The following is a 25,347-nucleotide window of genomic DNA, read 5'->3' on the forward strand; positions in this document are numbered from 1 at the left end:
AAGAGTCAGTGATACTATGCGACCAACATAAAGCTCGCTTAAAAGAGTTTCAAGCTACTCAACTGTATCTAACTGAAGCTATTATTGAGCAGGTGGCGTAATTATGGCAATTGTCTTTAATCAACCTCAAACCATTGCACAGTTGTTGGAGCAAAAACTCACGATTCCTGAGTACCAACGCCCATACAAATGGCAGCCAAAGCATGTTAACCAACTGATTGATGATATTTTTAACCATCGTACTAAGCTTTGTTATCGGCTTGGTACGGTGGTACTGCATCAAGACAAAGATTCAGAAAGTGGGGGGGAAGGTGGCCTCAACATCGTTGATGGTCAGCAGCGCCTTCTTACCTTAACGCTACTTTGCACTATTCTGGATGGAAAAGAGAAAACCATCTCATCAACTCTGCTTGAGCACCAATTTGAATCCTCAGTCAGTATCGAAAGCCTCAAGAACAATGCGCAAATTATCTCTGAACGGGTAGCGAATCTGCCTGCCACAGAAAAGCAGGAACTACTCAATTTTGTTCTTAATAAGTGTGAGCTTATTCAAGTAACGCTGGATGACCTGAGTGAAGCATTTCAGTTCTTCGATTCACAAAATGCCCGTGGTAAAGCACTTGCCCCTCACGATCTACTAAAGGCTTACCACCTACGTGAAATGATGGACTCAACAGAGCAAAACGAGCGTCTTCACCACGTAAGCTTGTGGGAGCAGGGCGTCAACCCTGATGATGAGTCGGCGAACTTGCACACCATAATGGGGGATTTTCTGTTTCGTATGCGCCGCTGGATTGACGGTGACTACGGCATCCAGTTTAGTCGCCATAACATTGATGTATTCAAAGGCATTAACCTAGACAGTACTCAGTACGCCTATGTTGATGCAATGCTTGCGCTTGATTACGCGATTGAAACCTTCAATGCCGATCCTGCGAGAAAATGGGACAAGCAAACTAAGGGTTATCCATTCCGAGTTGACCAAGTGATGATCAACGGAAAACGGTTCTTTGAGTACATTCAGCACTATATGGCGATTCACTCTAAGTTGTTTGTTGGCAAGGATGCAAGGCTAGCTTCATTTGTAAAGGAGCACACAAAATACAGTGGCAGTAACCGCAAAGGGGATAGCTATGTGCGAAACCTGTTCTTGTGTGCGGTGATGTACTACTACGATAAGTTTGGTGATGTGGAATTAGATAAAGCAGCACAGATCTGTTATCGCTGGGCGTATTTCTTACGTCTTGATTTGCAGCGTATTGGTATGGAGTCGGTAGATAATCACGCCAAAGCTCGAAGTGGACTCTTCAGGGCTATTAGCAAAGCCGTTCACCCTCAGCAGGTACTGAACTATCAGCCCCGTTATATCCAAAAACCTAAGTTCAATAACGCTGAGGACGTGCAGGCATCAATTGAAGCAATGAAATCGGGAAGTGTAAATGAGTGATTCGAACCAAGTAGAACAGTTATCAGTTAAAGACCTTTTCGATAGTAAAACTCAATATGTAATTCCTATCTACCAGCGTAACTACGCTTGGGGTGCGACAGAGATTGAGCAGCTAATTCAAGATATCAGTGATGCCGCAGGGCTTATTACTCAATCTGATGAAACAGCTACTGCCCAACAAGCTAAATATTATCTGGGTAGCCTCGTCGTTTATCAGCGTACAAATCACACGCACCAAACTGATGTAGTGTACGAAACCATTGATGGACAGCAAAGACATACCACGCTCTCTATATTATTAGCGTATCTGAAACACCGTAAGGTGCTGGGTGCAGACAAACTCGAAGGGCTAAATATTAATTTAACCTTTGATAGCCGCCCAAAGTCTTCCAGAGCGTTAAATGATATCTATACAGGTAACAATAATGGCGAGTCTGAAGAGCCTAACATCCATGCTGCCTTTAACATTATTCAGCGTTACTTCAAAACCAAAGGGTTAGACGCAGACGATAAAACTAAGCGTTTTTTCGACTACTTGTTAGAAAGCGTCACTATACTAAGAGTTGTTGTTCCACCGCAAACCGATCTCAACCACTACTTTGAGATCATGAATAACCGTGGCGAGCAGTTAGAAAAACATGAAGTATTGAAAGCGAAGTTTATGGCTACACTCGGTGATGAGGAAAGAAGCTGCTTTTCTACAATTTGGGATGCTTGCTCGAATATGAAGCGCTATACGCAGATGGGCTTTCAATCTGACTTGCGAAAAGAAGTATTCGGTGACGACTGGCAAACCATGCCACATAGCTTTGAAGCTATACAAGATAAGCACACAAGCAAGCTGCAAAAGCAAGATGCAATGACGCTACGAGAAATTATCGCCAACAAGACATCCAGCTCAAACAGTGATGATGAAGATCGAGAGAAAGAAGAGCGTTTTGGCACTGTTATCGACTTCTCAAACTTCTTGCTTCATGTTTTAAAACTTATGAAGACAGAAGAAAACGTTTCGTTAGATGACAAGAAGCTGATCGATTCATTTATTTCTAAAGACGATGGTTTGAGGGTTGGTGCCAAAGACTTTGTGTATCAACTGCTTAAGTACCGAATTCTATTTGATAGCTACATAATTAAGCCTGATCAACACGATGAAAAACGTAAGTGGAGTTTGTTGAGGCTCAATGCTTATAAAAACGGTAATAGTCTAAGTCCTGAGTATCCAAATGCCTTTAGTGACCATAACGAAAAGATTCGCATGATATTGGCTATGTTCCATGTATCGAATCCAGCATTAGTCTATAAGCGTTGGTTAAATGATGCGTTAAGGATATTAAATAACCTAGCTACTGACAATGAAAGGTTGGAAGTCGATGGTAGTACGTACTTGATAGATCTTGAAGCTCTGAGTGATAGCTACTTTGATGAAATTTGTGGTGGTTCGAAACTTGAGTTTAGGGAGGATAATGTTGGCGTCTTGCATCAAGGGACGGGCGTCCAAAACTTCGTGTTTAATCGACTAGACTACCTACTGTGGAAGCGTCTATCTGACGATGAGTCGTTTGATGGTATAGGTAAAAAAGAACTTGGGAAGCACTTTGATGATTTCCAATTTTCATTCCGAACCTCTGTTGAACATTACTTCCCGCAAACCGATCCATCTGGCGCACGTAAGATGGACGATGTGGATCGATTTGGCAATCTCTGTCTTATTTCGCCAAGCAGTAACTCAAGACTTAGCAATTACTCTCCTCAAGATAAGAAGAAGTTCTATCAAGAGAACAATCGCGCCGAGAGCTTAAAGCAAGCGATAATGATGAGCTACGATGAGTGGGGGTCAGAAGGGGCAGGGCATGACAATATCCTTAACCATGAAGCTGAAATGATTAAAGTTCTGTGTAATCAGTAGCAATAAGTGAGGCTCTCTGAGCCTCACTTTTTCTAACTACCGAATGTCTGTTGAACGATAGGGTTCTTTTCATGCTGAGTTGTTGCCAGTTCATCCAAAGGAGTAATCGAGAGGTTAAACTTATTTTGAAAAGAATACTCGAAGACAGTCAGTATTAGATGATAAAACAAGTTGCTTATCATACTGGATGCAGTGTAAATCCCCCGTTCACACTCATAAATAGCTCTTACAATCGCTTTGTCAAGGGTTGAACGTATACGCTTTGCATATTCAAACCAATACTCCATTTGTGATTGCTGAGCAGCTTCATGAGCACGAGAAAACGAGAACAGCAGGTAACGATACTGCTGATGCTCGTATTCCTCTAGTTGTTTCTTGAGTTTATCAGCGTGTTCAATCGCCTGTTTCCGAATCGTCTCAAAATGAATGATGGCTTGATCCACTTCAATTTTGCACTTGTTGTAATTGGTGCTTTCAAGGCATGAAGCGTTCAGTACGCCATTTTGAATCAGTTTACCTAATGTATACTTATTGCCACTTCGTAGCGAGGATGCTGCAAAGCGATATTGATGAAATCGATAAGCAATACCTTTAAATCGAGAGTTTGCTTTGTCTGGTATTAGCTCTATTTCAATTCCTTGTTTGAGCAATGCCATTTCAAACAGAGTCAACGAGCAAGAGGGCTGCAAAGTACGAATTGCAGTATCAACTTTTCTTCTCATCATACGAATCACCGTTTTCTCTTTTTCGCCTTGTACATCAGTGTCGTAACTTGAGTGGAGTTCCCCTGAGCTTTGTAATGCTTGTAACCCTAGCGTAACTTCTTGCTCCCTCATGATTTCTTGGGCTTTGAGGTGCGATTGCCAGTTAGAAATAATTTTTCCAGTAAGTAAATCAGTCGTAGACGCTACAATATGGACGTGTTCATTGTCGGTATCGGAGTGCTTAAAAACGATATAACGAGCATGCTCATATCCTAAATGGTCCATCAGCTTCTTAATCGTGTTTCGCCATTGGGTTAGGGGTAACTGTTCCCCCTCCGCGAGGGAGACAACAAAATGGCGGAAGGGTTGTTTCGTATTAGGGTTAGCTAGGTGAGCGCTTTGTAGTTCAGCAATCGCACGGCCCCAATCAATGTCTCGGGCATCTTGGTTTCTTGCATTCAGGGGAACCGAAGCGATTTCGTTGGCGCAGATAAACTGCGATGTTCCCCCGAGTTCGTCACCCTTGGAGTGACTTGAAGAATACTCGACCAACAGCATGACGTCGTCATTTTGCTTGGCGCCATATTGAACTAACTGCGTAGCATCATGCACCGTTTGTTTATCATTCTTACATTTCAATTCCTCAAATATCATCACTGGTGTTCTCTTGTTCAAGTTTGCGACGGTAAAGCTCACGTAAGGCACGGCTATCCAGAAATTGCATTGCTAACAGCTCGGCAGTTTGAGAATTATGTGCATCGATAGCGAGGTTTCGGATGAGTTGTAAATTCTGCTTTAGTTCATATAGAGCATCACCCAGTTGGCGGGCAGTTTCATGGTCGTAAAGGGGGTTATCTTGTTCAATGAGTGATTCCATTACATTCGCGATACATTTAGTTTGCTTGAAGTAATCGGTAATTTCTGAACTTTGTTGAGGTTTGATTGTGAGTTTTTGAGTTATGACATCTCTCAGGAACCGACTAGCGGATTTATAGTTATAGCTATGCATGACTTCAAGAAACTGTTGGTATTCGCTTTCTGTTAGATTGGTTTTTACTGCTCTGCAATACAGCTCTTTGTCAGTTTTTCGTTGTTTCTTGAAATTGGCTTTAACGGTACGAATGAGGGCTTTTACCTGCAAAAGTTCATCTTGATTGGAAGACGTTTGAGGATGTTGGTGGATGAATAGGGTATGAGCAAATGTCGTGATAAATGCTTGCTGCTCCTTGATACTGACACCTGATTCAATTGGGGAAGGTAAAACCCCTGGGAGTAGGGTCGTTAATTCATCAACGGAATAGTCATGATATTCCATCCATGATGTTAGATGTTGCTTTTGTTTTCTGGAGGTGCAGCGAATAACAGCCGCTACGACTGTATTTATATTAATGTCCATTTTTTAATTCTCTATTTATTATTTTAATTATTTAGAGTGTATTGTTTTTAGCGATAACGCCGAAGGCTGTTATCGCAACCCTACTAAGTAGGGCAAGTTTTCGTACGTTTATTTGGAACAAATAAGAACGAGCGATATCAGCTTGTTACTGTTTTTGTTCTATCTATTTTTATTATAACAATATAATTTATAATATTAAATGTGCTTATTTAAATAAGTAGAATATATCTTGTGTGATGGCTGGTGTAATACGGAGTTCAACTGAGGAATATGATAAGGAGCTTGTCGCATGCGACAGGGAAAGTGTGGGTTACGACATCGCAAATGCCGTTTGCGACAAGGAATTTGCGCCGCACTCTCACTACGTCTCAGCCGCTTTCATCCGCTTTTGCTCTGTCTCACTGAAAGTCAGTAGGTAGTTGTCGGGACAGATGTTATATGATTTAAGCTAAGAAGTAACAACAAAAGGAAGTGTGTTCGTGATGGCTGAGTTAAATTAAAATAAAGGATTTATTTATTATGTCTTTATTTTGATTGCTTTGCGTGGTTATATTGTGTGATATCCAATATATGTTGCATGTATATTTTGTGCGTTGTTAAATATATGGAGCTTGTATATTTTACCTCATAAAATAAAAGCAAAAAAGTGATTGCTTTTTACTTCTAAATACGAATATTATATTTGCAACGACTCCTTGAGTCATAATAATAAAAAGAACGGAGGCGTCCAATGGCGCTTATACACCCAATCAACCAATTAAAAATAGAAAAAAAAGTCGATGTATTAAAACGCGTTGGCTTATCCCAAGCCACGCTTCACAGACGTATAAACGATGGCACATTTCCGCCCGCCGTGCAACTGGGTCCCAAGGCTGTGGGATTCATGTCGCATGAAGTCGATGCGTTTCTTATTGCATGTGCTTTGGGAGAAGATAAAAAGCGAGTTGTATCTGAGCTTCTTGCGCAGCGACAAGCGCTTAAACAAGCGAATCCCTTATTGCAGTACATGAACTTTCACTAATCTATCTTTTAGTTCTGTGCATACGTTGCACAGAGCTTGCTCAACTTCAGTGGTAATTGCAAGATTCTCAACGACTTTTGCGCTCAAACTGAGGAGGATAAAAAACTCTTGACATTAAAGCACAGGCTAAGTTAGCTTGATAAGGCTTCCAAATCGCTCTGCTCTTTGAAAGCTCTGAATAATAATATAACAGCAAAAATAATAACGATAAAAACAAGATAAGTGGCTGAAAGCCATCAATAAAAGTTATTACGTTGTCACTCATTATTACTTCGGAGGAAACATGAAAGAGTTTAACGTCTTAAAGAAAAATCGAAAGTATTTTGCTGCATCGCTTAACGGCTACAAGTGCAGAATCTTAATCGATGAGCTGTCCCAGAATCTCTCAATCGGTACGCAACTGCTGGATGTCGAAGACATCTCCATTCGTTCAAAGTATGGAACCGACCTCATATTCAAACTTAAATCCTCGATTGAGGAGCAAAATGAGTCTGGTTTTATTACTTTAAACAGCACTTACAATACTTATCTCGTTGATAAATGCCGCGCTCTGGGTGGACAATGGGATAAGTCCAGTGAGTGTTGGGTTTTTAGCGGCCTTATCGAAGAAAAGGTTGATGAACTGGCTTATATTTTCAATTCCTCTCTCGTACCCGTCGAAGTGACGATTCATGATGACTATGATGTGTACGAAGAAAAGGGGACGCTGTGTTGCCTTGGCTACCCAGTCGCACGCGCATTTGACCGTGATTCAGGAGCAAGAGTTGAAGAAGGGGTGGGTGTCGTAGCGGGCGGCTTCACAAGCGGTGGTAGTAAGAAAAATTGGGTGACTCAAGCCGAATCTGGGACAGTGTTTCGCTTTGAGGTGGCAGAGCAAGTGCTCATCCATTTTTCTGAGAAAGAGCCTCATTACCACTTTAAAGCTATCTGAAAATAAATGATATAAAGTGGTTGCCACCACGTCTTGATGAAACTGAGGCCGTACTTAACAACGCTATTATTCATAATAGCGTTGTTTTTTCCAAGTTCTTCATGGGGTGCCGCAACTGCGTTTGTCTTGTATGGCATATTCATGCCAAGTTATCAGAGTTTCATATGTGAGGTCTGATGGTTTTAAGTTGACCAAATTTTAGTAATGATTCCTTGTATATATTAGTTCAGTTACGATTTGTCTATCCTTTTTTCTTGTATGTGCAGGTATTCGTAGTCCCTTTTCGGTAAGTAGAACATCCCCAGAAATTGCCATACTTACCTTCCCAAAGCTTCATCTCACCACCGCAGTTTTTACATATTGGACGTTCATCGTTACAACTCTTATCTATACAGACTTGGAAGCCGCTCTTAATACCACGGCTCATCGGGCTGCCACATTTGCTGCATGGTGCTTCCGTGTTCTTACAGCGTGGATAGAGAGAACAAGACAGAAATTTACCATACTGACCGAACTTGGGGCGTAAAGTACCTTCACCGCATTGATGGCAAGAAATTTTATCGGATTCTTTCTGAATAAGAGAGACATCAAATTCGTTGGTTTCTACAGGGTACTTAGCTTTAATAAGCTCGGTAACAAAATCACTAGCATCCATCATATCAACAAGCAAATAAGCTCTGTGTTTTGCACGAGTGAGAGCAACATAGAACAAGCGGCGTTCTTCAGCATGTTCGAATCTATCTCCCTGTGGCAATAGTGCATCCACTAACGGTGGAGTTTGTTTCTCTGAGGGAAATCCATGCTTACCAGTGGTAAGCCCCAGTACAATTACATACTCAGCTTCTTTCCCCTTGGAGGCGTGGAAAGATTGATTCTCTATGTTCAAAGTCGGGAACTGATGCTTCAAAGTCCTTAGCTGGTGTAAATCAGGGAGTTGGTGCCAGTAGCGGGCAAGCAAGTATACCTTGTTCTTGCTCGGTTTCTGAGATGCGAGCAATTGATTAGATATCGAAATGAGCGCCTTTTCTAATGCCGAGATTCCTTGTTCATCTTTTCCATGACGAACGATACTCACCGCAGGTTTATCTACTTTAACAAGTGAAACTATGTCTTTCTTTAACTGAACGGGGTTTTGTGTGACAAATCGAGTTGCGACATCACCAATTGAGCTATTGAATCGGAAGGTCATATCTAAGGTGGTTTCAGATGTAGAACCAAAGTAGTTGGAAAACGCTGTGGTAAGACGCACATCGGCACCGCTAAAGCGATATATCGCTTGCCAGTCATCACCCACGCAAAACAGTGATGAGCGTTGCACACTATCCCTAAGAGCCTTAACAAGCCTGGCTCTCGGTTCTGAAATATCTTGAAATTCGTCGACTAACAGATATTTCCAAGGAGACTGGAATTGACCTGTTTGTACATACTTTAACGCTTTTCCAATCATATCGTTAAAGTCGATAACTTGATGGTCTCGCAGGTACTTCTCATAGCTGTGATACAGCGGCATTAATAACTCAAGCGCTTTTGCTGTTTGCTTCGAATCAATCGATTCTTTGATGATTTTGTTTACGCCAGCGTCATCAAGGCATGCTGCTTTATACATATCAACTAGCGCACCGAGTAGCTTAGCTAGCTCAGTTACCCGACCCATCTGCTCCAAGCTGTCTAACAAAGCACTCTCGGAAACTGGTTGAGTTTCCACACCATGCTTATCTAACTCTTTTTCTAGTGCTATGAGTAGGGTGCCTTGCTTGTGTTGGTGGTAAAAAAACTCGATGTAACCTGTCCCATATTTCTTATGGGTTTCACGCTTCCATTTGATACCTGCATGATAACTCTCTCTGTCTATGTACGGTGCGGTGTTGCCGTTTTCATCAATGCCGTAGTATTCGATATAAATATCATAGTCTGGGAGATAGAAATCTGGCTCATACTGGCGATATTCCGCTGTTGCAACGTCGAAGCGATATTTAGCCTCATACTCGTAGTTGATACCTTTACGAAACAACCAGTTGGCAATAACTAGCTCGCCATAGCTTTTAACTTGCTCGCCTCGCATAGAACGAATGTCGTTATCATTGAGATATTTGAGATATGAGCCGCGGGACTCAAAATCCCAAGGGTTTTTATCTACGTAGTAGTAGGAGCTAAAGTAATCGAGTAATGCCTTTTTGTAACTGCTGTCAGACATCAAGGCCTCGACTTCATCGTGCATCCATTTGGCTTTCATCTTGGCGCTGTCTTCGAGCTTAGACAGACTCGGTGCCTTACCTTCAACGGATGAGATAATCCTTACGCCAATACTATGAAAGGTACTAGCTTTCACGTCCTCAAAACCTAACTTGTCTTTGATTCTCTCATCCATCTCTTGGGCTGCGATGCGGCCATAAGCTAATAACAAGATATCGCTAGGATTAGCTTGTCGACTTTTGATGAGGTAACCTGTTCTTCCTACCATGACACTGGTTTTGCCTGTACCTGCACCAGCTAATAGGAGGTTGTTGTCATTATCGGTAACGCAAGCGATTCTCTGTTTATCAGTTAGCGGGTTGGATTCCACACAATCAAAGAACGATTTGTATTGAGCGAGCTGCTTTTGCACATACCGACTTCGTATTTTTTGGACATCCGAAGCGCTCCAACTACTGATATTAGTAAGTTGCGATGCTGTGATTTGAGCTAGTTCTGAGAGACCTTGTACTTTGTCCCAACCTTTCCAACGCTTTAATTCATTACTGGCAGTTGTTCTAATTATCTCAACAGAAGAGTCTCTCAGAAATCTTGATGTGCATTGAAGGTATGCATCACTGAGAAAATCTTGCAGGCGCTTCGCACTTTGATTTGCCCAAGATGGGAAAAGTCGTTTTGAATACCTAAACGGTGTAAGATAGCCCAGCATACGATAACGGTAAGTTTGTTCTTGTGAAACTATGACTAAGCACCCGCCATCAATAGCGAGTGACAGGTGTGGTGGATAATCAAGCTCCGCCCAGTTAAAGTGAGCATCTTCTCCTCCTTGAGCAACATGAATCCCATTATCGTCCACTGTTACCTCGATCTCTTTGTTAAAGAGACGGGCAATTGGATTCGTAGTAAGTGTCCATAAAGTCATTGCACGTAAGCCAGTATATTTACTATTTGTCTCGAAAATTTTTTGTAGTTTACCGTAATGCTTGGAGAGTTGTACTTGAGCTTGGTTAAGCTCTGGTCAGGCACTCAGTTTATGTACAGAAAATTAGCGGACATCTAACTGATGATATTGCTCTAGGGACGTTTCTCAATTTTAAAAGTGTTATAAATAGCTAGCGCATACGTGTCCCAAAGTGTGTTTGAAAATACTAAATATTTTTGTCTTCCGACATTCACGTCCATCTCCTGAGTCTATTGTGTGTCCTGCCTGAATAGAGACCCAACACATGAGCCTGTCAAGCGTTTTGACTTACTTCATTTTGTTGCTGGTGGAAGGTATGAACAAAAAACACTACGTGGGTCATATCGTCCCCACACCAAGAGATTTTCCAAGCCTAACTTTAACGTAGGGTCGATAGACATGGTTAAAGCTCTTATCGATGCCAGTTTTGAGAATCAAAGTGGCACCGTCACTAATGCGCACAGAGCAAGCTTTGTTTCAAGACTGATGTCAAAGCACTACAAAGCGATTGGTAGCGCAAACACGACCATAGTAGACAGAATGGTGACTTTTATACTGATACATTGCCTCACTCAATTGACTCATTGCGTCATTTAAGTGGGCTGGTCATGATAAAACTGATTATTTATCAGTATCTTAAGCGTGATGGAGTGGTGGGGGGTTAAATTCCATCTCTTTGAAAGCCTATATATCAAGCTCTTGTGTTTTCTAATGTTCTTACCTAGTCAACTAAACCTCTTAATCCTAGCTATGACTGATTACCCCTTTGCGCGGGTAAAATTAACTTTAACCCCCTAAGGGGTTAAAGTGCTAATATCCTCTGTAGGGGTTAATTGACATGGTAGGTAGATATGCTCATAACAAGTCCTAAGCAATTAGGAATATATTTACGTGATGTGCGCAGGAATCAAAGGCGCAACCAAACCAAAGTCGGAGATATTGTCGGTCTAAAACAGACAACGGTATCGAAGCTTGAACGTGATCCTGCCTCGTCCAGTATCGAAAGTCTGATGCGCCTGCTGTCTTCACTAGATCTTGAGCTACATATTAAAGACAAAGCTGTAAGCCGTGAACAGGCAAAGCTTCGTGACCCTGATGATTGGTAAAATCCTATAAAACAAAGCCAACTGTATAACTAAGTTGTTCTCTCACAATCATCATCGAGTTAGCAAATCGATGGTTACGCGACCAGTTTATTTTTGCCCAAAAATGTGTCGGCATCGCTGGTTACTCAGATTTGAACACGTGATTTCGAAATACTTGAACTAGTGATGGGCAAATGACAAAATCAGCGCCTGAGCGGCGCGTTCTTAGTCCACGCTAATAAGCCAATGAATTTGTTTATAATTCATAAAAGTGTGATATAGTTAACGTAGTTGACTAGAGCATATTGGTCTGAAAGCGCTACCGATGGTCGCATCTGTGCCACTTACGAAATCACTGACTACGTAAAAGCAGAGGCTTGTCTGACAGCAAGCTACCCATTGACTAGCAAGACCCAAAGAGAAGGCACTTCAACATCAACTACAACCAAGAAGGAATCGAGCATGAAGAAATCATCTAAATCTCTGAAAAAACTTGGTGCAGTTGCTGGCTTATCTTCAGCGTTACTAGGGGGCTCTGAACTACAGGTTCAGACCAATGCGTTTTAGTCTTCATCTACCGAGATAAAAATCCCGTTTGCATTCCATAATTCAATGATTTTCCTAGTTTTCTGAGTGTTCCAGAAGCACTTGCCAAATAAGATGAATCTCGCACCTTCTAGATCACGTCTTTCAGTTATCTTAAAAGTGTTTGAAGAGCTTATCTTTATGTCTTTTGATCGGAATTCCCACATCATCACAGTCGGTAGGGTTTAACCATTCAAGGTCACTAGCTCATTTCTGTCCATCAGCGTGCTGGCGAGACCTAGTTAGCAAAGGTTTGCCCCTTTTCGTGCTGGCAACTAGGAAGGGATCCTTCTCGGTTGCTTTCCAGCTCTAAGAAACACTTAGTAATTGCGTCCTCGGTAGCTGTAACGAGCCTATGCCCCAAAGTGTGTTAACACTGTTCGATACCTAATTTACCTAAATGATAATAATGCATACCCAACCAAAACTGTGAGGTAACTATAGTTTTTTCGTGTTTTATATTATGTTTAATATTGAAGTAGGACACTGTTTATCAGCGATATGGGTTATGAATCTCATTTCTTAATAGGGCTAATTGACCACACGGATATTCGGTAATAGCTTTTAACTACATGTAGTTATTAGAAGTTGAGGAACAGCGCTTGGCTAACCCGATTACAATCAAAAATCATCTAAAAGTTGGTGACCTAGATGCTGAGACCGATACTAGCCTGCTTGAGACATGCTTTGTCGATAAAGGCTACATAAGTCAATTAATGGATGTAGGTGATCCTCTATCTATCGTATTAGGCAGAACTGGAGCAGGAAAAAGCGCTCTGATCTATAAGATTTCCCAACTAGCCGAAAAATCAAAACAAATAGATCCCAATGACATATCAGTAAGGTTTCTAGAACACTCAGACATAATCCAATTCTTGGATACCTTAGACGTTAATTTGGATCTCTTCTATCGCCTTCTATGGAGACACATCCTTATAGTTGAGTTACTTAAGCTCAGATATAACATTAAGAATGAAACAGACAATCGAAACTTCTTTGACAGTATCAGTGATTATTTCAGAAGAGATACTGTAAAGAAAAAAGCTATTGAATACTTTAGAGAATGGGGTGATAGGTTCTGGCTTGATACTGATGAACACTTAAAAGTAATCACTCAAAAGCTTGAAAATGATACCAAAGCAAACTTAGGCGCAAAATATACAGGCTTGTCCTTCAGTGTTAGTGGTGCTGAAAAACTAACTGACGAACAAAAAACAGAGATAAAACAAAGAGCTAGCCAAGTAGTAAGCGGTTTGCAAATTAAGAAACTGAACGAGATGTTAGATTTAATCGCGGAGCACTCATTTCATGACCCCCAACAAAAGTTTTATATCGTAATTGATCAATTGGATGAAAGCTGGGCTAACACGATTACAAGATGTAAGTTCATTCGGGCGCTAATTGAGGAAATCAAAACTTTCCGAAAGGTCGAAAATATTAAGATTATCGCGGCTATGCGGAAGGACTTATTAGATCTCGTTTTCGACAAAACGCGGGGGGCTGGATTTCAAGAAGAAAAGTATGAATCATATATTTTACCCATACAGTGGACACGCGATGAGTTGACCGATTTGATAGAAAAGCGCGTCAAAGAAGTATTCAAACGGCAATACACCAATGAAGATGTAACATTCAAAGACATATTCCCTTCAGCAACTAAAGGAGGAGGTCAACTAGCTATTGATTTTATTATGGAGCGTACGCTCTTTCGCCCCAGAGATATTCTTCAGTTTGTAAATGAGTGTTTCAAAGTTGCATATGGACGTGAGCGAATCTCATGGAGAACAATTTATGCTGCTGAAGCTCAATACTCCGAGAAAAGACTTAAGTCCCTCAAAGAAGAGTGGGGAGAGGTCTACCCCTCATTTGACGAAACTGTTGAAATTCTAAGGGGTTTACAGACGTCTTTCAAACGTTCGGATCTCTCTGAATCACGTCTAGAACATATAATTACAGATTTATATGACCAGAAAACAGATGATCCATGTGTTTGCGCCGTAAAGGATTACTTCGACACAACGGGAGAAGTCAAACAAGCAGAGATACTAAATAAGATCCTAATTTGTTTATATCGTGTTGGAGCCATTGGAATAAAAATCAGCGCGCTTAGTACATTTATGTGGTCTTTCTTTGATCAAAGTACGGTGAGCAGGGGTGAAGTGAGGCGTGCTTCTCAAATCAAGGTACACAAAATGCTTTATCGTTCTTTAGATATACAGGTAACTGGCTCAGAAAGGTTTGAAGCAATTGACACCGAAGATGTACCTTAGACTGTTAAGATTCTTTTCCTAATCTGAAACAACAGTTTTAGAATAATAGCCCTAGCTCACTTTTGTCTAATAACTGTTAGCACTCATAAGTTGAATTTGGAGTGGATATGGAAAGAGGGATAATTACTCCAGCAATGGAGATTGTAAGCAACGGTGACTCGCTTTCTATGAGAGGGGGGATACCACCTGAGAAATGCCGTTACTATGCTCTGTATTGGGATAAGGTGGTTGTAACCGATAGCAATATTTTTGGGACGGGCTTGTCAGATGATTTGCAATTGTTAGAGGGGGCTGGGATTGTTAGGAAAGATACCGCTAGGATGAATTTGAATGGTACCTTCAATGGAAGTGATCTTGCGAGTATTCATTTCCAAGGACTTGCTGAAATTGCTACTCATCTCACCAATAAAAACCCAGGACAATGGGCTATCCATCAGAGCGGTGATCAACTAACTGTACCTGCTTCTATGTCTAAAGACCTAGTTACAGCCGACTTTGAATTAACTCGCTGTTTACCAGTACCAAAGCCAGATTTCCCGTTAGATAGACTGTTGGAATTCAAGTTAAAAAGAGCTGATGAACTAATAGCATTGCGCACCACATTGGATGAATTATATTTGGAAATATCGAAGTCGGCAGATATTCCGCGTTCCAAAATAGTACAAATTCAGCGTTTAGAGCAAGCAATAAGCGACTTGGACAAAATTGCACAACAAAGCTGGGGAGAAAGGTTGTTGGCGAGTAGAAAAGTGTCGCTTGATCTCAACTATGGCTCGATGACAAATGGGGTGGTTACGGCTGGCCTCGTTGGCGCTGCATTTTCAAATCCACTCGCAGGGATTTTAGCAGGCGCAGCTCATACACTCGCTTCAAGCCTCAAATTTGAGGTGTCACTCTCGAATCAGTTACAAAGTCCCCAAGGGAAACAGTTGGAGCTGTCTTATATAAGCTCAATCAAAAAAGAAGATATTGCGAATAAGTACTAAAAAAGTGTTTCTGTCGGACAAATTTTCGCTACGCTTCAAATTTTCTGAAGAGAGCGGCGTTAGCTTACAACGAGGAAAAAATGACGAAAACGAAGAAAGTTAAGATATCTGTAGAAGCTCCAGAACTAATTCCATTGCAGTCCATCGCTATGAATCAGTTACGCATGGCGGGTGAAGAAGCAGATGGACATAAATTTAGGTGGGTTATCCCATCTATGATTTTTTCAGTATTTTCACTAGAGGCAATGTGTAATGTCTATGGTGGGCAGATCTTCGGCAATAATTGGAAGAATTTCGAGTCCACATCAATTATTGGTAAAGTTATTTTAGTTTCGAATCAACTAGGTCATGAAGCAGATTTTTCTGCACAGCCTTGGCAAACCATCCAGGAAATGATCAAGTTCCGTAATTGGTTAGCTCATGCCAAACCACACAAAACTACTCGAACAGATACGGTTCCCTACGACACTCCTAACGAAGAGTTAGATCCACTTTACCCAGAAATGAAAATTAGTTCTTTTTCTGACATCTCAAATGCTGAACGTTACCAAGCTGCAGTTAGAGAGCTTGAATTAAGATGGACACACGGTGCAAATGTTAAAGGTTTCGAAATAGATCTTATAGGTAAGCCTCAGTACACCGTTGTGAAATAAGCTAACAAACAATTAAGGAATCAACATATTTTTCCTAATCAGATAGAAGCGTTTTTAGAGTAAAAGTGTTAACACGGTTTTGTCCAAAGGTGTACTAACGCAGCTCACAGAAAATACACCTTTGTTAAGAATTGAACTGTTAACACCTTACTTTAGGTATATCTAGCCAGTTGGTTGTATATTGCGGAGTAAGCATTTCTCTCCGCATGCTCCATTTCTGCTCTATGCCTTGGGAACCAACAAAAAGCGTATCAGTGCCATACCGATTATTAAGACTATCAAACACTTTCATTAAGTTATCATTACTCGGAGTTTGATTTAACAGATCTAATTGTTCGTGCTGCCCATTAACTAGATCGATCAAACCGATGCCAATTTTGTAATAACGTACACCTGGTTTGAACAATTGTGTTGCTGCCTTCGTAGCAATTTTGACCAACTGCATTGAGTCAGCAGTTGGATATGCAAAATGATGAACTATACGGAAGCTCTGAGGTTTATCATCAAATGGGGAGTTGGAAGCAAAACAGAGCATAGCTTTACACAGCGACTTTTGATTTCGTGCTTTACGTGCTGCTATAGCGGCGTGTTTACTTAGTGCTTGCTTCAGTAGTTCAAGGTCGGTGATTCTTGTTCCAACACTACGAGTTGAGTAAATCTGCTTTTTATCAGCTCTAGCTGTGTCCCAGCCCTTGCAAGCGACACCATTTAATTCACGAACGGTTCTTTCAATTTCTACTGAAAATTCCCGACGTGCTTGTTCTGGGGCATACTGAGACAAATCATAAGCCGAGTTAATCCCCATATGTTTTAATCGTGTTGATATTTTTTTGCCCACTCCCCATACATCACCAACTTCTAGCTGCTTTAATATAGAGGTACGCTGATGTTCATTGTCGATAACGCAAACGCCCTTACAGCCTTGAATTTTTTTAGCTGCATGATTGGCAATTTTGGCGAGGGTTAGCGTTGTTCCCATACCTATACATACTGGTAATCGACACTCTTTCCAAACGGCTCGTCGGATTAAAGAGCCATGTTCTCGTAAGTCTTTAATGGCAGGAAAGCAGCGATGAAAGGAAAGAAATGATTCATCAATGGAGTATACATATTGCTCAGGCGCAAACCGCCCGATAACATCCATCATTTTGGACGACAAATCTGCGTAAAGTTCATAATTAGATGATAGAGCAATTACACCTTTCAACTCACACAATGCTTTGACTTCAAAGTAAGGTTTAAACTTTGCTATACCTGCTTCTTTAGCCTGACGATTAGCTGCAACGACACAGCCATCATTATTCGACAGAACGATTACGGGCTTACCTCTCCACTCGGGTCTAAAAACTTGTTCAGCACTACAATAAAAGGAATTAGCATCAACTAGGGCGAACATTATTTTCTACGAGATGAGAGTAAATAGCTTGGGCGGTGACAACGGATAGATCGAATCACTACACCTTCAATCGAAAATGTATCTTGAGCATGAATACAGATAGGCATCATTGCTTTATTTGCAGATAAGAGTGATCGACGTGTCATATCTAGCATTTTACAAACGAACTCACCATTATAATTGGCCACGATTACATCAAGGTTTTGGACGGCAACGTGACGATCTACAATCAACAAGTCACCATCAAAAATGCCAATCTCTTGCATAGATTCCCCCATTGCTTGTCCGATGAATGTAGCACTTGGATGCTCAACTAGCAGTTCATCAAGGCTCATTCCCAGTTGTCTGTATTCAGCAGCAGGGCTTTCAAAGCCTGTAATACCAGCGCTTGCTAAGATAGGGATAACTTTCATAATAAAGATGGCTGTACGTATATACAGTTATTTTGGGGCTAAACAGTTTGATCGTCAAGGGCATTAGAGAGAAAATAACGCACTTATCCTACTAAGTGTTTAGGATGTATCGGGTCGGCAGTAGGGCTACCTATCGTGCATAATTCGCCAATTTCATATACATACACCGATAAAAATGCTTGAAAAGAGGGTAGGGTGTAAAGGGACTTTCTTTACGCTTCGGGTTAGTCGTCGATTGCTATTGTAGAGTTTTGATACTGCGAGTCTGGCTGAAGCATTTATGCCCCATTGTGAGCTACGTGAGCCATCTGCTTGACCTAATTTTTGTAATGAGTGAAAGTTGCTGGAAATACCTGTTATTGTCTTTTGCTAACTTGTTGTTGATATGAAAACTAGTTTAAGTATTCGCAGTTACACAAAGCGCTTTAGTCGCCATGTTCACGATAGCTATCATCAACTGGTACTGCCTATTCAAGGTAATATTCATATTGATATGGATGGTTTCTTGGGTAAGGTGAGTGTCGGTGAATGTGTGGTGATCCCAAAAGGTGTAGCACATGGATTTAATGCTGATGAAGCAGCACGATTCATTGTAGCCGATCTTGATGAACTGCCTTCTCATTTGCTCAGTGAGGAACTCGCTGTTTTTTCGATCTCTCCCCCTCTATTGAGCTTCATTCACTTTGTTGAAAAGCAACTTGAATATCAGGTGGATAGTGCAATTGAAGCATCTATGGTAAGTATCTTCACCTTGTTGCTGGGACAGCAAGAGTTGTCTCGAACTAACGATCCACGGATTCGAGCAGTGCAGGTGGTGATCAGTGAACGGTTAGCCGAGCCTCTTACCATTCAGTCGCTTGCTAAGATTGCGTATCTTAGTCCAACTCAGTTCAAGAAGATCTTCAAAGAAAACATAGGGGTGAGTGTACTCAAATACATCACTGAGCAACGTATGGAGAAGGCTAAGGCACTGCTAACCCATACTGACTTACCTGTGCAGTGGGTAGCTGAGCGAGTAGGATACAGCGACCTTTCAGCTTTTAGCCGACGCTTTTCCGCCCACTATGGAATGTCTCCAAGGGAGTTCGCGCGCTCTTGAGTTCGTCTATTTAAACAACTATTGCGTCCTTTTAGCAAAAACATGATGTAATTAATCGCCTAAAATCTCTGCCTTGTTATGAGTTTTTCGGTAGATATAATTATGTTGTACAGTCGCTATACTTCCTATCAGCTTGGCATTTTCTCGATACTGTTTGCCTCAGTCTTATGGGGTACTACAGGTACAGTCGCTAGTTTAGCTCCAGATATTAGCTCTCTAGCAATAGGCGCTTTTTCAATGGGTGTTGGTGGGCTTTTTCAAGCCGCACTATCTCGCAAACAATTGCTAAATGACTGCAAAAAGATTCTGATTCACAAGAGAAAATTAGCGATTAGCGCAATCGCTTTGGCTGCCTATCCATTAGCATTTTATTCCTCGATGAGGCTGGCTGGTGTCGCAATTGGTACCGTAATTTCTATTGCCACAGCACCGTTTTTTGCGGCCATACTTGAGTGTCTATTTAGCAAAGGTAAAAGAATAACGAAAAAATGGTTGCTAAGCTTCTCTGTCGGAATTGCAGGCATCATGTTGTTGGTTTTCTCTGAGTCACCTGCAACCCATACAGTTAATAGCTTGAGACTGTATGGCATCTTGTTAGGTTTTATTGCGGGTTTGTGTTATGCCGTCTATTCGTGGATTGCTAAGACACTGATTGAACAGGGTGTCCAATCCCAATCGGCTTTAGGCAGTATTTTTGGTTTTGGTTCGTTAATTTTGCTCCCAACACTTTTGGTTACTGGAGATAATCTTTTTGCATCAACAACCAATATTCTGGTAGTTGGCTATATGGCGTTGATTCCAATGGGGTTGGGTTATATTGCTTATGGATTTGGCCTAAGGTTTGTAACCGCCAGTAGTGCAAGTTTAATTACACTTTTTGAACCTGTTGTAGCAGCAGCTTTGGCAGTGGTGGTGGTTGGCGAGTCGATACCAATGCTTGGATGGAGTGGCATCGGTTTAATCCTAATTTGTTTGTTGATTCAAGTGAAAGGTAGATAGCCACCTACGAACCAACAGGTATAGATATTATCGTGTCTAGTTGTTTCCTATGTTAAGCAACTAGGCTGATGACTGCTAACAAAGCTGTTCGATTATGAATATATAAAGTCACACTAGGAAATGGCCCCCTCCAAGCGATTTTCCAATACCTATAATTATTCGTATATTACTAAATGAGCAACCTCGGTAGCTCATTTATGTCCACCTATGTTTCAGCCGATCCTGCCCACTACAAATGTGACTGCCAAACTTCATGTTGACCAACAACATTTAGAGGATGTGAATATGAAAAAGTTCTCTTCGGGAAAGTGCAGCGGCATTAAAAGATTATTCAAGTTAGAAGAGATTTGGCGAATCAGAACTAGTCTAGAGCTTGAAAGTAACCTAATACAGCTTGCACTATTGAACTTAGCCATTGATAGCGAGTTGAGGGCGAGTGATCTACGAAAGATGCACGTATATGATGTTTCTTCGGCAGGAGTGATCTATGAGAGGGTTCAATACATCCAGCAAAAAACAGGTACCGATGTACACTATGAGATTACTCCGAGAACGCAGCAGAGTATTAGTCGGTGAGTTTACTCAGCACACCTAGAGGCAAATTTCCAAGCTGTCGCCGTAAAGACCAAGTCATCAGTTATTCGTTTTATCCTACGATTATCAGGAACTGGGCTGTAAAGTTGAGGCTGAATGCGGGCTATTATGGTATTCATTCCATGCTTCGTATTAGAGGTATTCTGAACTATGCCAGAATGAAAAACATAAGGGGTACAGCTCCTACTTGGACACTTAAAGCTAGATAATACTGAAACGGACTGTTAAGAGAAGCCTGTGCTCTTACGACTAGCGAAAACAAACTCTCAATGCCTGTTAACTCATAGAACAATAAGTAGGAAGATTTGAGGTGCAAATTTTTTATAGATGATTCATCAGAACCTATTTATCATCAATAATTCTAGTTTTAATTTTAGAGTTTGTGCCACACAAACCCTAATTACCTCGAATCCCAGTCGTCCGCTTTTTGCACAATAAAATTAACTATTTGTGCAAACTCTTTTCCTTTATGTGTTAAGCCATAGTTTACGGTCACTGGTATAGTATCTTCTTGCCTACGCCATACAAAGCCATACTGTTGAAGCAGCTTCAAACGTTCTGTGAGCACTTTACTTGAAACCAACGCTAACTGTTTGCGAATTTGTCCAAAACGCATTTCATCACTTTGACCCAAAAGCCAAACGATATGAGCTGTCCACTTCGTGGATATCAAAGTTAAATACTTATCCACGCTACAGTAGTCATCGGGCTGTACTTGATGATTCACTACCTTTTTTGTCACTTTCATAATAATCCATACTGCTCTTATGCATTAGTGATCAGTCTAATGTTCAAGTTTACCACAAACCATTAGTTACCTTTGTGTAACTAGTTACTTTTTAGTAGCTAATTTTAATTAGTAACCAAGTTCATTATTGTTATCAAATCAACAACGCACCAATTGGGTTTACATTGGCGCAGTAATAATCAAGGACTAATTATGCGATTTATTTTACTTTTTCTCCCTATTTTCTCATTTGGCCTACAAGCTGCGGAATATATCAAGCCTCAAACACCTGGAGAGCTTCACGCTCTTTTTGGACAGTATTTTGCCCAGCACGATTTAGAAGGTTTGAGCACTCTCTTTGATAAAGATGCAGTACTCGTCCTCGATAAAGAGGGCAATCAAGCTAAAGGTCATGACGAAATAAAAGAGGTATTAAAAACATTCATGCAAGGTGATGTGGAAATGGTGACAAAAAGTGTATCTATCCACATTAATAATGACGTTGCCATGATTCGCTCGGAGTGGGAGATATCAAATACTATGACAGGAACAGCTCTTGAAGTTATGCGCTATGTGGATGGTGGCTGGGTTTACATTATAGATAACCCCAACGGATTTTAGTTTAGAAATTAGGCGAATTTAAACAAATAAAATAGGTAACAACTTATGAAAGCAGTGCAATTAAAAGCATTTGGTGGCATCGAAAACCTAGTTACTAGTGAAGTAGAAAAACCAACCATTACTTCAACACAAATTCTAATTAAGGTGGCATTTAGTGGCATAAACTACGCTGACACATACATCCGAAAAGGTGCTTTCCCAGGGCTCCCTACTCCACCATTTACTCTAGGAATGGAAGGCTCTGGCATTGTAGAGTTGGTAGGCAATGACGTTAAAAACTTTCAAGTTGGTGAGCTGGTTGCCTTTGCTGGAAACCAAACATACGCTGAATATGTGATCATCGATACACAAAGCACACAATCTTGGGAAGTCGCTGTCCCAGTAACACTTCAAAAAGATATTGCTAGTAGTATTGCTATGTCCGCTCGAACAGCAATGTTGTTAACATACAGAGTGAATCATGCTCAAAATAAAATTGCGTTGGTACATGGTGCAGCAGGCAGTGTCGGTAGTGTATTAGTACAACTTCTAAAAAAACAAGGTTATACGGTTATTGGCTTCATAGGTTCTGATGATAAATATAGTTTCGTGAAGGAATTGGGCTCAGATGTCGTACTAAATTATAAAAATCATGGACTTAATAAAACCATTTTTAAACAATTTCCTGAAGGGTTAGATCTGATCTTTAATGCCACTGGCGGAGATACGATTGCAAGAGATATCGAGTTACTGGCTGAAAACGGCCACATCATTTGGTACGGTTTTGCCCAAAGTAATCAAGCGCCTCAGCTCGAATCAGCTATCAGTAATGCATTCATGAAATCGATAAAATTTGAAGTATTTAATGGTGGCTCGGTTTGTAGGCAAGACAACATTCGAGCAATTAAAGAGCTTGAAGAGCTGATACAAAACAATGAATTAAAGATCCACATTCATAGTCATTACCCACTTGATTGTGCATTTTTAGCTCATGAAGAGCTTGAACAAGGTCAAACGCAAGGCAAACTATTACTTCAAGTGGAATGAAAATCGTAAGGCATGGCTCAGTAATGACTGAGCCTATTTTCAAGTCACTTCCTATTTCGAATCGAATTAGCAAATGCACTTGTGATCTTTTACTGATGAGAGAGTTTTACTGCTATATCTCACTCTTTCCAGAGCCGTCACAGTAGGTACTTTCTAACGAGATGGTGTCAGTGACAGAACATTTCACTGACACCATAAATATCATTGTAGGTGGGGGATCCGCCGCCTAAATGTGTGAACGCCTTTGGTTCACAATACAACTCTAACTCCAAAAATTCTGTCTCAGAGCCAATTCAGTAATGGAAGTTGAGGTTTTACTCCATTCTACTTAAACGCTGAAGTTCTAATATCGTATATGGAAATTACCATAAACTTTCTTCCTGAATGATATTTGAAGGTTTACGGATGCTTTCGCTATCCTTTTCAAAGACTAGAAAGAACAGAGTCACTTTACTTTCCTCAGAACGATATGTGTTGGACAACTTCATCCTAATACGTATAGAACTTGATGCTTTTTTCAATATTCTTAATTTTAAGAGTTGAAAGGTTAAAAAATTCAGAACCTATCCGACTAGGAGCTTTGAGAGCATTTTTTGAGGCTTTTATGAATAATTTCAATATAATAGTTAGTCAGGTGACATAAGTAGGCAAGCCCTTTAACGTCAAAGCACTCCCCGATAAGAAGACCATGTTCGATAATCTTGCTACGGGTAGAATCTAAACCATCTACAACGATGTTACATTTCCAATATCCTTCGATTGCGCCCGTCTATCTAGACACGGTCATATTGGTTTCTGCTTGATAACTCAATTCCAACATGGTTTATTCTGAGTCAAAGGACAGGTAGTAGTGCGACTGTCCTTTAGTTTCGCTACATATCTAATCGGTTCTGATAAAAACCCAGAGTGATCTCTGGATTTTTTATCAGTAGGCGGTGTGCCGCAATTCTCACTATTAACGCTCACCTTGGACTTCAAAATCATCATGAACCAATCGGGCATGTCCGTCACTCTCAACAACCCAGTGCTCTCGATGCACAACACCAAAGACATTATTCATTGTCCATTTCGAAGAAAGAATATAACCATCGTCGCCACACGGCTCCCATTTGACATCGGTATAGATTATGTCTCTGAACCCCTTATCCATAATATCTTGCCAGAATGCTTGAATGGCATCCTTACCTTCAAAAGTACCAAATGGTCGGGCATGCATTGTGCAGGCTTGAGTATATTGATCTGCACATCCTTTAGCATCCTGTGTATTGAATGCCTTTTTCCAATCCTCAATGCCCTTCTTGCAAGCAGCTAATACATCACGTTCTAACATCACAATCTCCTCAATTAATATCGTAGCGTTTCGAGTTTTAGGTTAAACATATCAATTACCAAGAAAAACAGAGATAATGAAAATTACTGTTTAATTAAAGAGAACAATAAATGAATAGACTAAAGCAGATGTCTATCTTTGCCTACATAGTTGAAGAAGGCTCTGTTTCAGCTGCTGCGCTCAAGCTCGACCTTTCCAAATCAGTCGTAAGTCAACACTTGAAAATACTTGAACAAGAGCTAGGTTTGACGCTAATAAAAAGGACTACAAGAAGGCAGGCGCTAACTGCAGCAGGAGAAGCCTTTTATCAAAACTGTAAAGAGATCAATTCCATTGCCAATTCAGCGTGGGAACAGGCTCAGGAATCTCAGGTTGAACCAAAGGGACGCATACGTATAACTGCTCCAAATGCACTCATGGAGATACTAGTTACACCTGTGGTAGCAGAATTAATGAGGCGGTATCCGAAGCTTAAACCTGAGCTTATAAGTGATGATCAAGCCCTAAATCTTATGAAGCACGATGTGGATCTGGCAATTAGAGTCGGTAGCTCGCAGGATAGCAATCTCAAGCAAAAACGGATTGGTGAGTTCAGGGATGTTTTCTGTGGCATTCCAGACATAAAACTTGATGATATCGATAAGGAACCCTACATCGCTAACCACTGGCAAGGCAAGTTCGTTCGGCACAAGTTTAAGTCAAAGACGGGCAAAACTATGATTTATGAGAAAGAGGCCGACTGTATCGCTAACTCGTTTCACAGTTGTTTGGCTTTAATTAGATCAGGAGCTGGTATCGGTATCATTCCCGACTTTTATTTCTCTCAGATTGAGCCAGAGGTTGTATCTCTATTACCAGATATGATGTTACCTAAGAATCCCGTTTATGCGTTAAATCCATTCAATAAAAACACTCCATTAGCCGTACAGCTATGTATCACTGCTCTTGAAGAACGATTAAGAAGTGGTGTTTAAGTATTTGCTCTAGGAGAATATTATTTATTG

General features: G+C 40.8%; 21 protein-coding genes and 1 pseudogene. 15 read left to right on the plus strand and 7 right to left on the minus strand.

Going from position 1 to position 25,347, the window contains the following annotated elements:
* Nucleotides 1–103 precede the first annotated feature (103 nt).
* Nucleotides 104–1,447, plus strand: a complete 1,344-nt coding sequence (locus NB463_RS09150) for a DUF262 domain-containing protein (protein ID WP_140162643.1) — start codon at nucleotides 104–106, stop codon at nucleotides 1,445–1,447.
* Nucleotides 1,440–3,353, plus strand: coding sequence for a DUF262 domain-containing protein (locus NB463_RS09155; RefSeq protein WP_025574272.1), 1,914 nt, complete (start codon nucleotides 1,440–1,442; stop codon nucleotides 3,351–3,353). The genes NB463_RS09150 and NB463_RS09155 overlap by 8 nt, the downstream gene beginning before the upstream one ends.
* Before the next feature lie 32 nt (nucleotides 3,354–3,385).
* Here the strand turns inward: NB463_RS09155 and NB463_RS09160 are convergent, their stop codons facing one another.
* Together NB463_RS09160 and NB463_RS09165 are read right to left on the minus strand one after the other, a co-directional pair.
* On the minus strand, nucleotides 3,386–4,711 hold the full coding sequence (locus tag NB463_RS09160) for a relaxase/mobilization nuclease domain-containing protein (RefSeq protein WP_258432012.1): 1,326 nt from the start codon (nucleotides 4,709–4,711) through the stop codon (nucleotides 3,386–3,388).
* Complete coding sequence (locus NB463_RS09165) at nucleotides 4,701–5,453, minus strand: chromosome segregation ATPase (RefSeq protein ID WP_258431986.1); 753 nt, start codon at nucleotides 5,451–5,453, stop codon at nucleotides 4,701–4,703. The genes NB463_RS09160 and NB463_RS09165 overlap by 11 nt, the downstream gene beginning before the upstream one ends.
* 730 nt (nucleotides 5,454–6,183) lie before the next feature.
* Here NB463_RS09165 and NB463_RS09170 point away from each other — a divergent pair.
* Nucleotides 6,184–6,474: a helix-turn-helix transcriptional regulator gene (locus tag NB463_RS09170; RefSeq protein ID WP_025574276.1), complete on the plus strand. Its 291-nt coding sequence runs from the start codon at nucleotides 6,184–6,186 to the stop codon at nucleotides 6,472–6,474.
* A 283-nt stretch (nucleotides 6,475–6,757) separates the two neighbouring features.
* Nucleotides 6,758–7,405: a hypothetical protein gene (locus tag NB463_RS09175; RefSeq protein WP_258431987.1), complete on the plus strand. Its 648-nt coding sequence runs from the start codon at nucleotides 6,758–6,760 to the stop codon at nucleotides 7,403–7,405.
* Nucleotides 7,406–7,646: 241 nt separating this feature from the next.
* Here the strand turns inward: NB463_RS09175 and NB463_RS09180 are convergent, their stop codons facing one another.
* The gene (locus tag NB463_RS09180; protein ID WP_258431988.1) at nucleotides 7,647–10,520 is read right to left on the minus strand and encodes a UvrD-helicase domain-containing protein; all 2,874 of its coding nucleotides are present in this window, start codon (nucleotides 10,518–10,520) and stop codon (nucleotides 7,647–7,649) included.
* Between the two features lie 890 nt (nucleotides 10,521–11,410).
* On the opposite strand from NB463_RS09180, the gene NB463_RS09185 reads away from it, so the two are divergent.
* From NB463_RS09185 to NB463_RS09205, 5 genes are all read left to right on the plus strand, one after another.
* Entirely contained in the window at nucleotides 11,411–11,665 is a 255-nt protein-coding gene (locus NB463_RS09185) for a helix-turn-helix domain-containing protein (protein WP_065771941.1), read from the plus strand.
* 270 nt (nucleotides 11,666–11,935) lie between these two features.
* Complete coding sequence (locus tag NB463_RS09190; RefSeq protein WP_258431989.1) at nucleotides 11,936–12,211, plus strand: hypothetical protein; 276 nt, start codon at nucleotides 11,936–11,938, stop codon at nucleotides 12,209–12,211.
* A gap of 620 nt (nucleotides 12,212–12,831) precedes the next feature.
* On the plus strand, nucleotides 12,832–14,499 hold the full coding sequence (locus NB463_RS09195) for a P-loop ATPase, Sll1717 family (RefSeq protein WP_258431990.1): 1,668 nt from the start codon (nucleotides 12,832–12,834) through the stop codon (nucleotides 14,497–14,499).
* Nucleotides 14,500–14,606: 107 nt separating this feature from the next.
* Nucleotides 14,607–15,485 carry a DUF6236 family protein gene (locus tag NB463_RS09200; protein ID WP_258431991.1) on the plus strand — a complete coding sequence of 293 codons (879 nt, stop codon included), beginning with the start codon at nucleotides 14,607–14,609 and terminating at the stop codon, nucleotides 15,483–15,485.
* 80 nt (nucleotides 15,486–15,565) lie between these two features.
* The gene (locus NB463_RS09205; RefSeq protein ID WP_258431992.1) at nucleotides 15,566–16,138 is read left to right on the plus strand and encodes a hypothetical protein; all 573 of its coding nucleotides are present in this window, start codon (nucleotides 15,566–15,568) and stop codon (nucleotides 16,136–16,138) included.
* Between the two features lie 139 nt (nucleotides 16,139–16,277).
* Here the strand turns inward: NB463_RS09205 and NB463_RS09210 are convergent, their stop codons facing one another.
* Together NB463_RS09210 and NB463_RS09215 are read right to left on the minus strand one after the other, a co-directional pair.
* Nucleotides 16,278–17,534, minus strand: a complete 1,257-nt coding sequence (locus tag NB463_RS09210) for a Y-family DNA polymerase (protein WP_258431993.1) — start codon at nucleotides 17,532–17,534, stop codon at nucleotides 16,278–16,280.
* Entirely contained in the window at nucleotides 17,534–17,947 is a 414-nt protein-coding gene (locus NB463_RS09215) for a S24 family peptidase (RefSeq protein ID WP_029838628.1), read from the minus strand. Before NB463_RS09215 ends, NB463_RS09210 begins: the two co-directional genes overlap by 1 nt.
* Before the next feature lie 385 nt (nucleotides 17,948–18,332).
* Here NB463_RS09215 and NB463_RS09220 point away from each other — a divergent pair, with 385 nt between their 5' ends.
* From NB463_RS09220 to NB463_RS09230, 3 genes and pseudogenes are all read left to right on the plus strand, one after another.
* Nucleotides 18,333–19,046: an AraC family transcriptional regulator gene (locus NB463_RS09220; protein ID WP_258431994.1), complete on the plus strand. Its 714-nt coding sequence runs from the start codon at nucleotides 18,333–18,335 to the stop codon at nucleotides 19,044–19,046.
* Between the two features lie 102 nt (nucleotides 19,047–19,148).
* Nucleotides 19,149–20,045 carry a DMT family transporter gene (locus NB463_RS09225; protein WP_258431995.1) on the plus strand — a complete coding sequence of 299 codons (897 nt, stop codon included), beginning with the start codon at nucleotides 19,149–19,151 and terminating at the stop codon, nucleotides 20,043–20,045.
* 285 nt (nucleotides 20,046–20,330) lie between these two features.
* A pseudogene (locus tag NB463_RS09230) lies at nucleotides 20,331–20,867 on the plus strand (integrase).
* A 172-nt stretch (nucleotides 20,868–21,039) separates the two neighbouring features.
* Here the strand turns inward: NB463_RS09230 and NB463_RS09235 are convergent.
* On the minus strand, nucleotides 21,040–21,387 hold the full coding sequence (locus NB463_RS09235; protein ID WP_104970134.1) for a winged helix-turn-helix transcriptional regulator: 348 nt from the start codon (nucleotides 21,385–21,387) through the stop codon (nucleotides 21,040–21,042).
* A 192-nt stretch (nucleotides 21,388–21,579) separates the two neighbouring features.
* Here NB463_RS09235 and NB463_RS09240 point away from each other — a divergent pair, with 192 nt between their 5' ends.
* Both NB463_RS09240 and NB463_RS09245 read left to right on the plus strand, forming a co-directional pair.
* Nucleotides 21,580–21,987 (plus strand): YybH family protein, encoded by a 408-nt coding sequence (locus tag NB463_RS09240; RefSeq protein ID WP_074189953.1) that lies wholly within the window; start codon nucleotides 21,580–21,582, stop codon nucleotides 21,985–21,987.
* 45 nt (nucleotides 21,988–22,032) lie between these two features.
* A complete protein-coding gene (locus tag NB463_RS09245; protein WP_258431997.1) occupies nucleotides 22,033–23,013 on the plus strand; it encodes a quinone oxidoreductase family protein in 981 nt (326 codons plus the stop codon).
* Nucleotides 23,014–23,968: 955 nt separating this feature from the next.
* Here the strand turns inward: NB463_RS09245 and NB463_RS09250 are convergent.
* Nucleotides 23,969–24,343, minus strand: a complete 375-nt coding sequence (locus NB463_RS09250) for a YybH family protein (RefSeq protein WP_074189956.1) — start codon at nucleotides 24,341–24,343, stop codon at nucleotides 23,969–23,971.
* 110 nt (nucleotides 24,344–24,453) lie between these two features.
* On the opposite strand from NB463_RS09250, the gene NB463_RS09255 reads away from it, so the two are divergent.
* On the plus strand, nucleotides 24,454–25,317 hold the full coding sequence (locus tag NB463_RS09255) for a LysR family transcriptional regulator (protein WP_258431998.1): 864 nt from the start codon (nucleotides 24,454–24,456) through the stop codon (nucleotides 25,315–25,317).
* The last annotated feature ends 30 nt before the right edge of the window (nucleotides 25,318–25,347 follow it).

The organism is Vibrio sp. RM-41-2B (assembly GCF_024744415.1).
Classification (GTDB): Bacteria; Pseudomonadota; Gammaproteobacteria; order Enterobacterales; family Vibrionaceae; genus Vibrio; species Vibrio diabolicus.

Coding starts and splice junctions, on each gene's coding strand:
- NB463_RS09150 (WP_140162643.1), top strand. CDS start 104: ATGGCAATTGTCTTTAATCAACCTCAAACCATTGCACAGTTGTTGGAG.
- NB463_RS09155 (WP_025574272.1), top strand. CDS start 1,440: ATGAGTGATTCGAACCAAGTAGAACAGTTATCAGTTAAAGACCTTTTC.
- NB463_RS09160 (WP_258432012.1), bottom strand. CDS start 4,711: ATGATATTTGAGGAATTGAAATGTAAGAATGATAAACAAACGGTGCAT.
- NB463_RS09165 (WP_258431986.1), bottom strand. CDS start 5,453: ATGGACATTAATATAAATACAGTCGTAGCGGCTGTTATTCGCTGCACC.
- NB463_RS09170 (WP_025574276.1), top strand. CDS start 6,184: ATGGCGCTTATACACCCAATCAACCAATTAAAAATAGAAAAAAAAGTC.
- NB463_RS09175 (WP_258431987.1), top strand. CDS start 6,758: ATGAAAGAGTTTAACGTCTTAAAGAAAAATCGAAAGTATTTTGCTGCA.
- NB463_RS09180 (WP_258431988.1), bottom strand. CDS start 10,520: ATGACTTTATGGACACTTACTACGAATCCAATTGCCCGTCTCTTTAAC.
- NB463_RS09185 (WP_065771941.1), top strand. CDS start 11,411: ATGCTCATAACAAGTCCTAAGCAATTAGGAATATATTTACGTGATGTG.
- NB463_RS09200 (WP_258431991.1), top strand. CDS start 14,607: ATGGAAAGAGGGATAATTACTCCAGCAATGGAGATTGTAAGCAACGGT.
- NB463_RS09205 (WP_258431992.1), top strand. CDS start 15,566: ATGACGAAAACGAAGAAAGTTAAGATATCTGTAGAAGCTCCAGAACTA.
- NB463_RS09210 (WP_258431993.1), bottom strand. CDS start 17,534: ATGTTCGCCCTAGTTGATGCTAATTCCTTTTATTGTAGTGCTGAACAA.
- NB463_RS09215 (WP_029838628.1), bottom strand. CDS start 17,947: ATGAAAGTTATCCCTATCTTAGCAAGCGCTGGTATTACAGGCTTTGAA.
- NB463_RS09220 (WP_258431994.1), top strand. CDS start 18,333: ATGAAAACTAGTTTAAGTATTCGCAGTTACACAAAGCGCTTTAGTCGC.
- NB463_RS09225 (WP_258431995.1), top strand. CDS start 19,149: ATGTTGTACAGTCGCTATACTTCCTATCAGCTTGGCATTTTCTCGATA.
- NB463_RS09235 (WP_104970134.1), bottom strand. CDS start 21,387: ATGAAAGTGACAAAAAAGGTAGTGAATCATCAAGTACAGCCCGATGAC.
- NB463_RS09240 (WP_074189953.1), top strand. CDS start 21,580: ATGCGATTTATTTTACTTTTTCTCCCTATTTTCTCATTTGGCCTACAA.
- NB463_RS09245 (WP_258431997.1), top strand. CDS start 22,033: ATGAAAGCAGTGCAATTAAAAGCATTTGGTGGCATCGAAAACCTAGTT.
- NB463_RS09250 (WP_074189956.1), bottom strand. CDS start 24,343: ATGTTAGAACGTGATGTATTAGCTGCTTGCAAGAAGGGCATTGAGGAT.
- NB463_RS09255 (WP_258431998.1), top strand. CDS start 24,454: ATGAATAGACTAAAGCAGATGTCTATCTTTGCCTACATAGTTGAAGAA.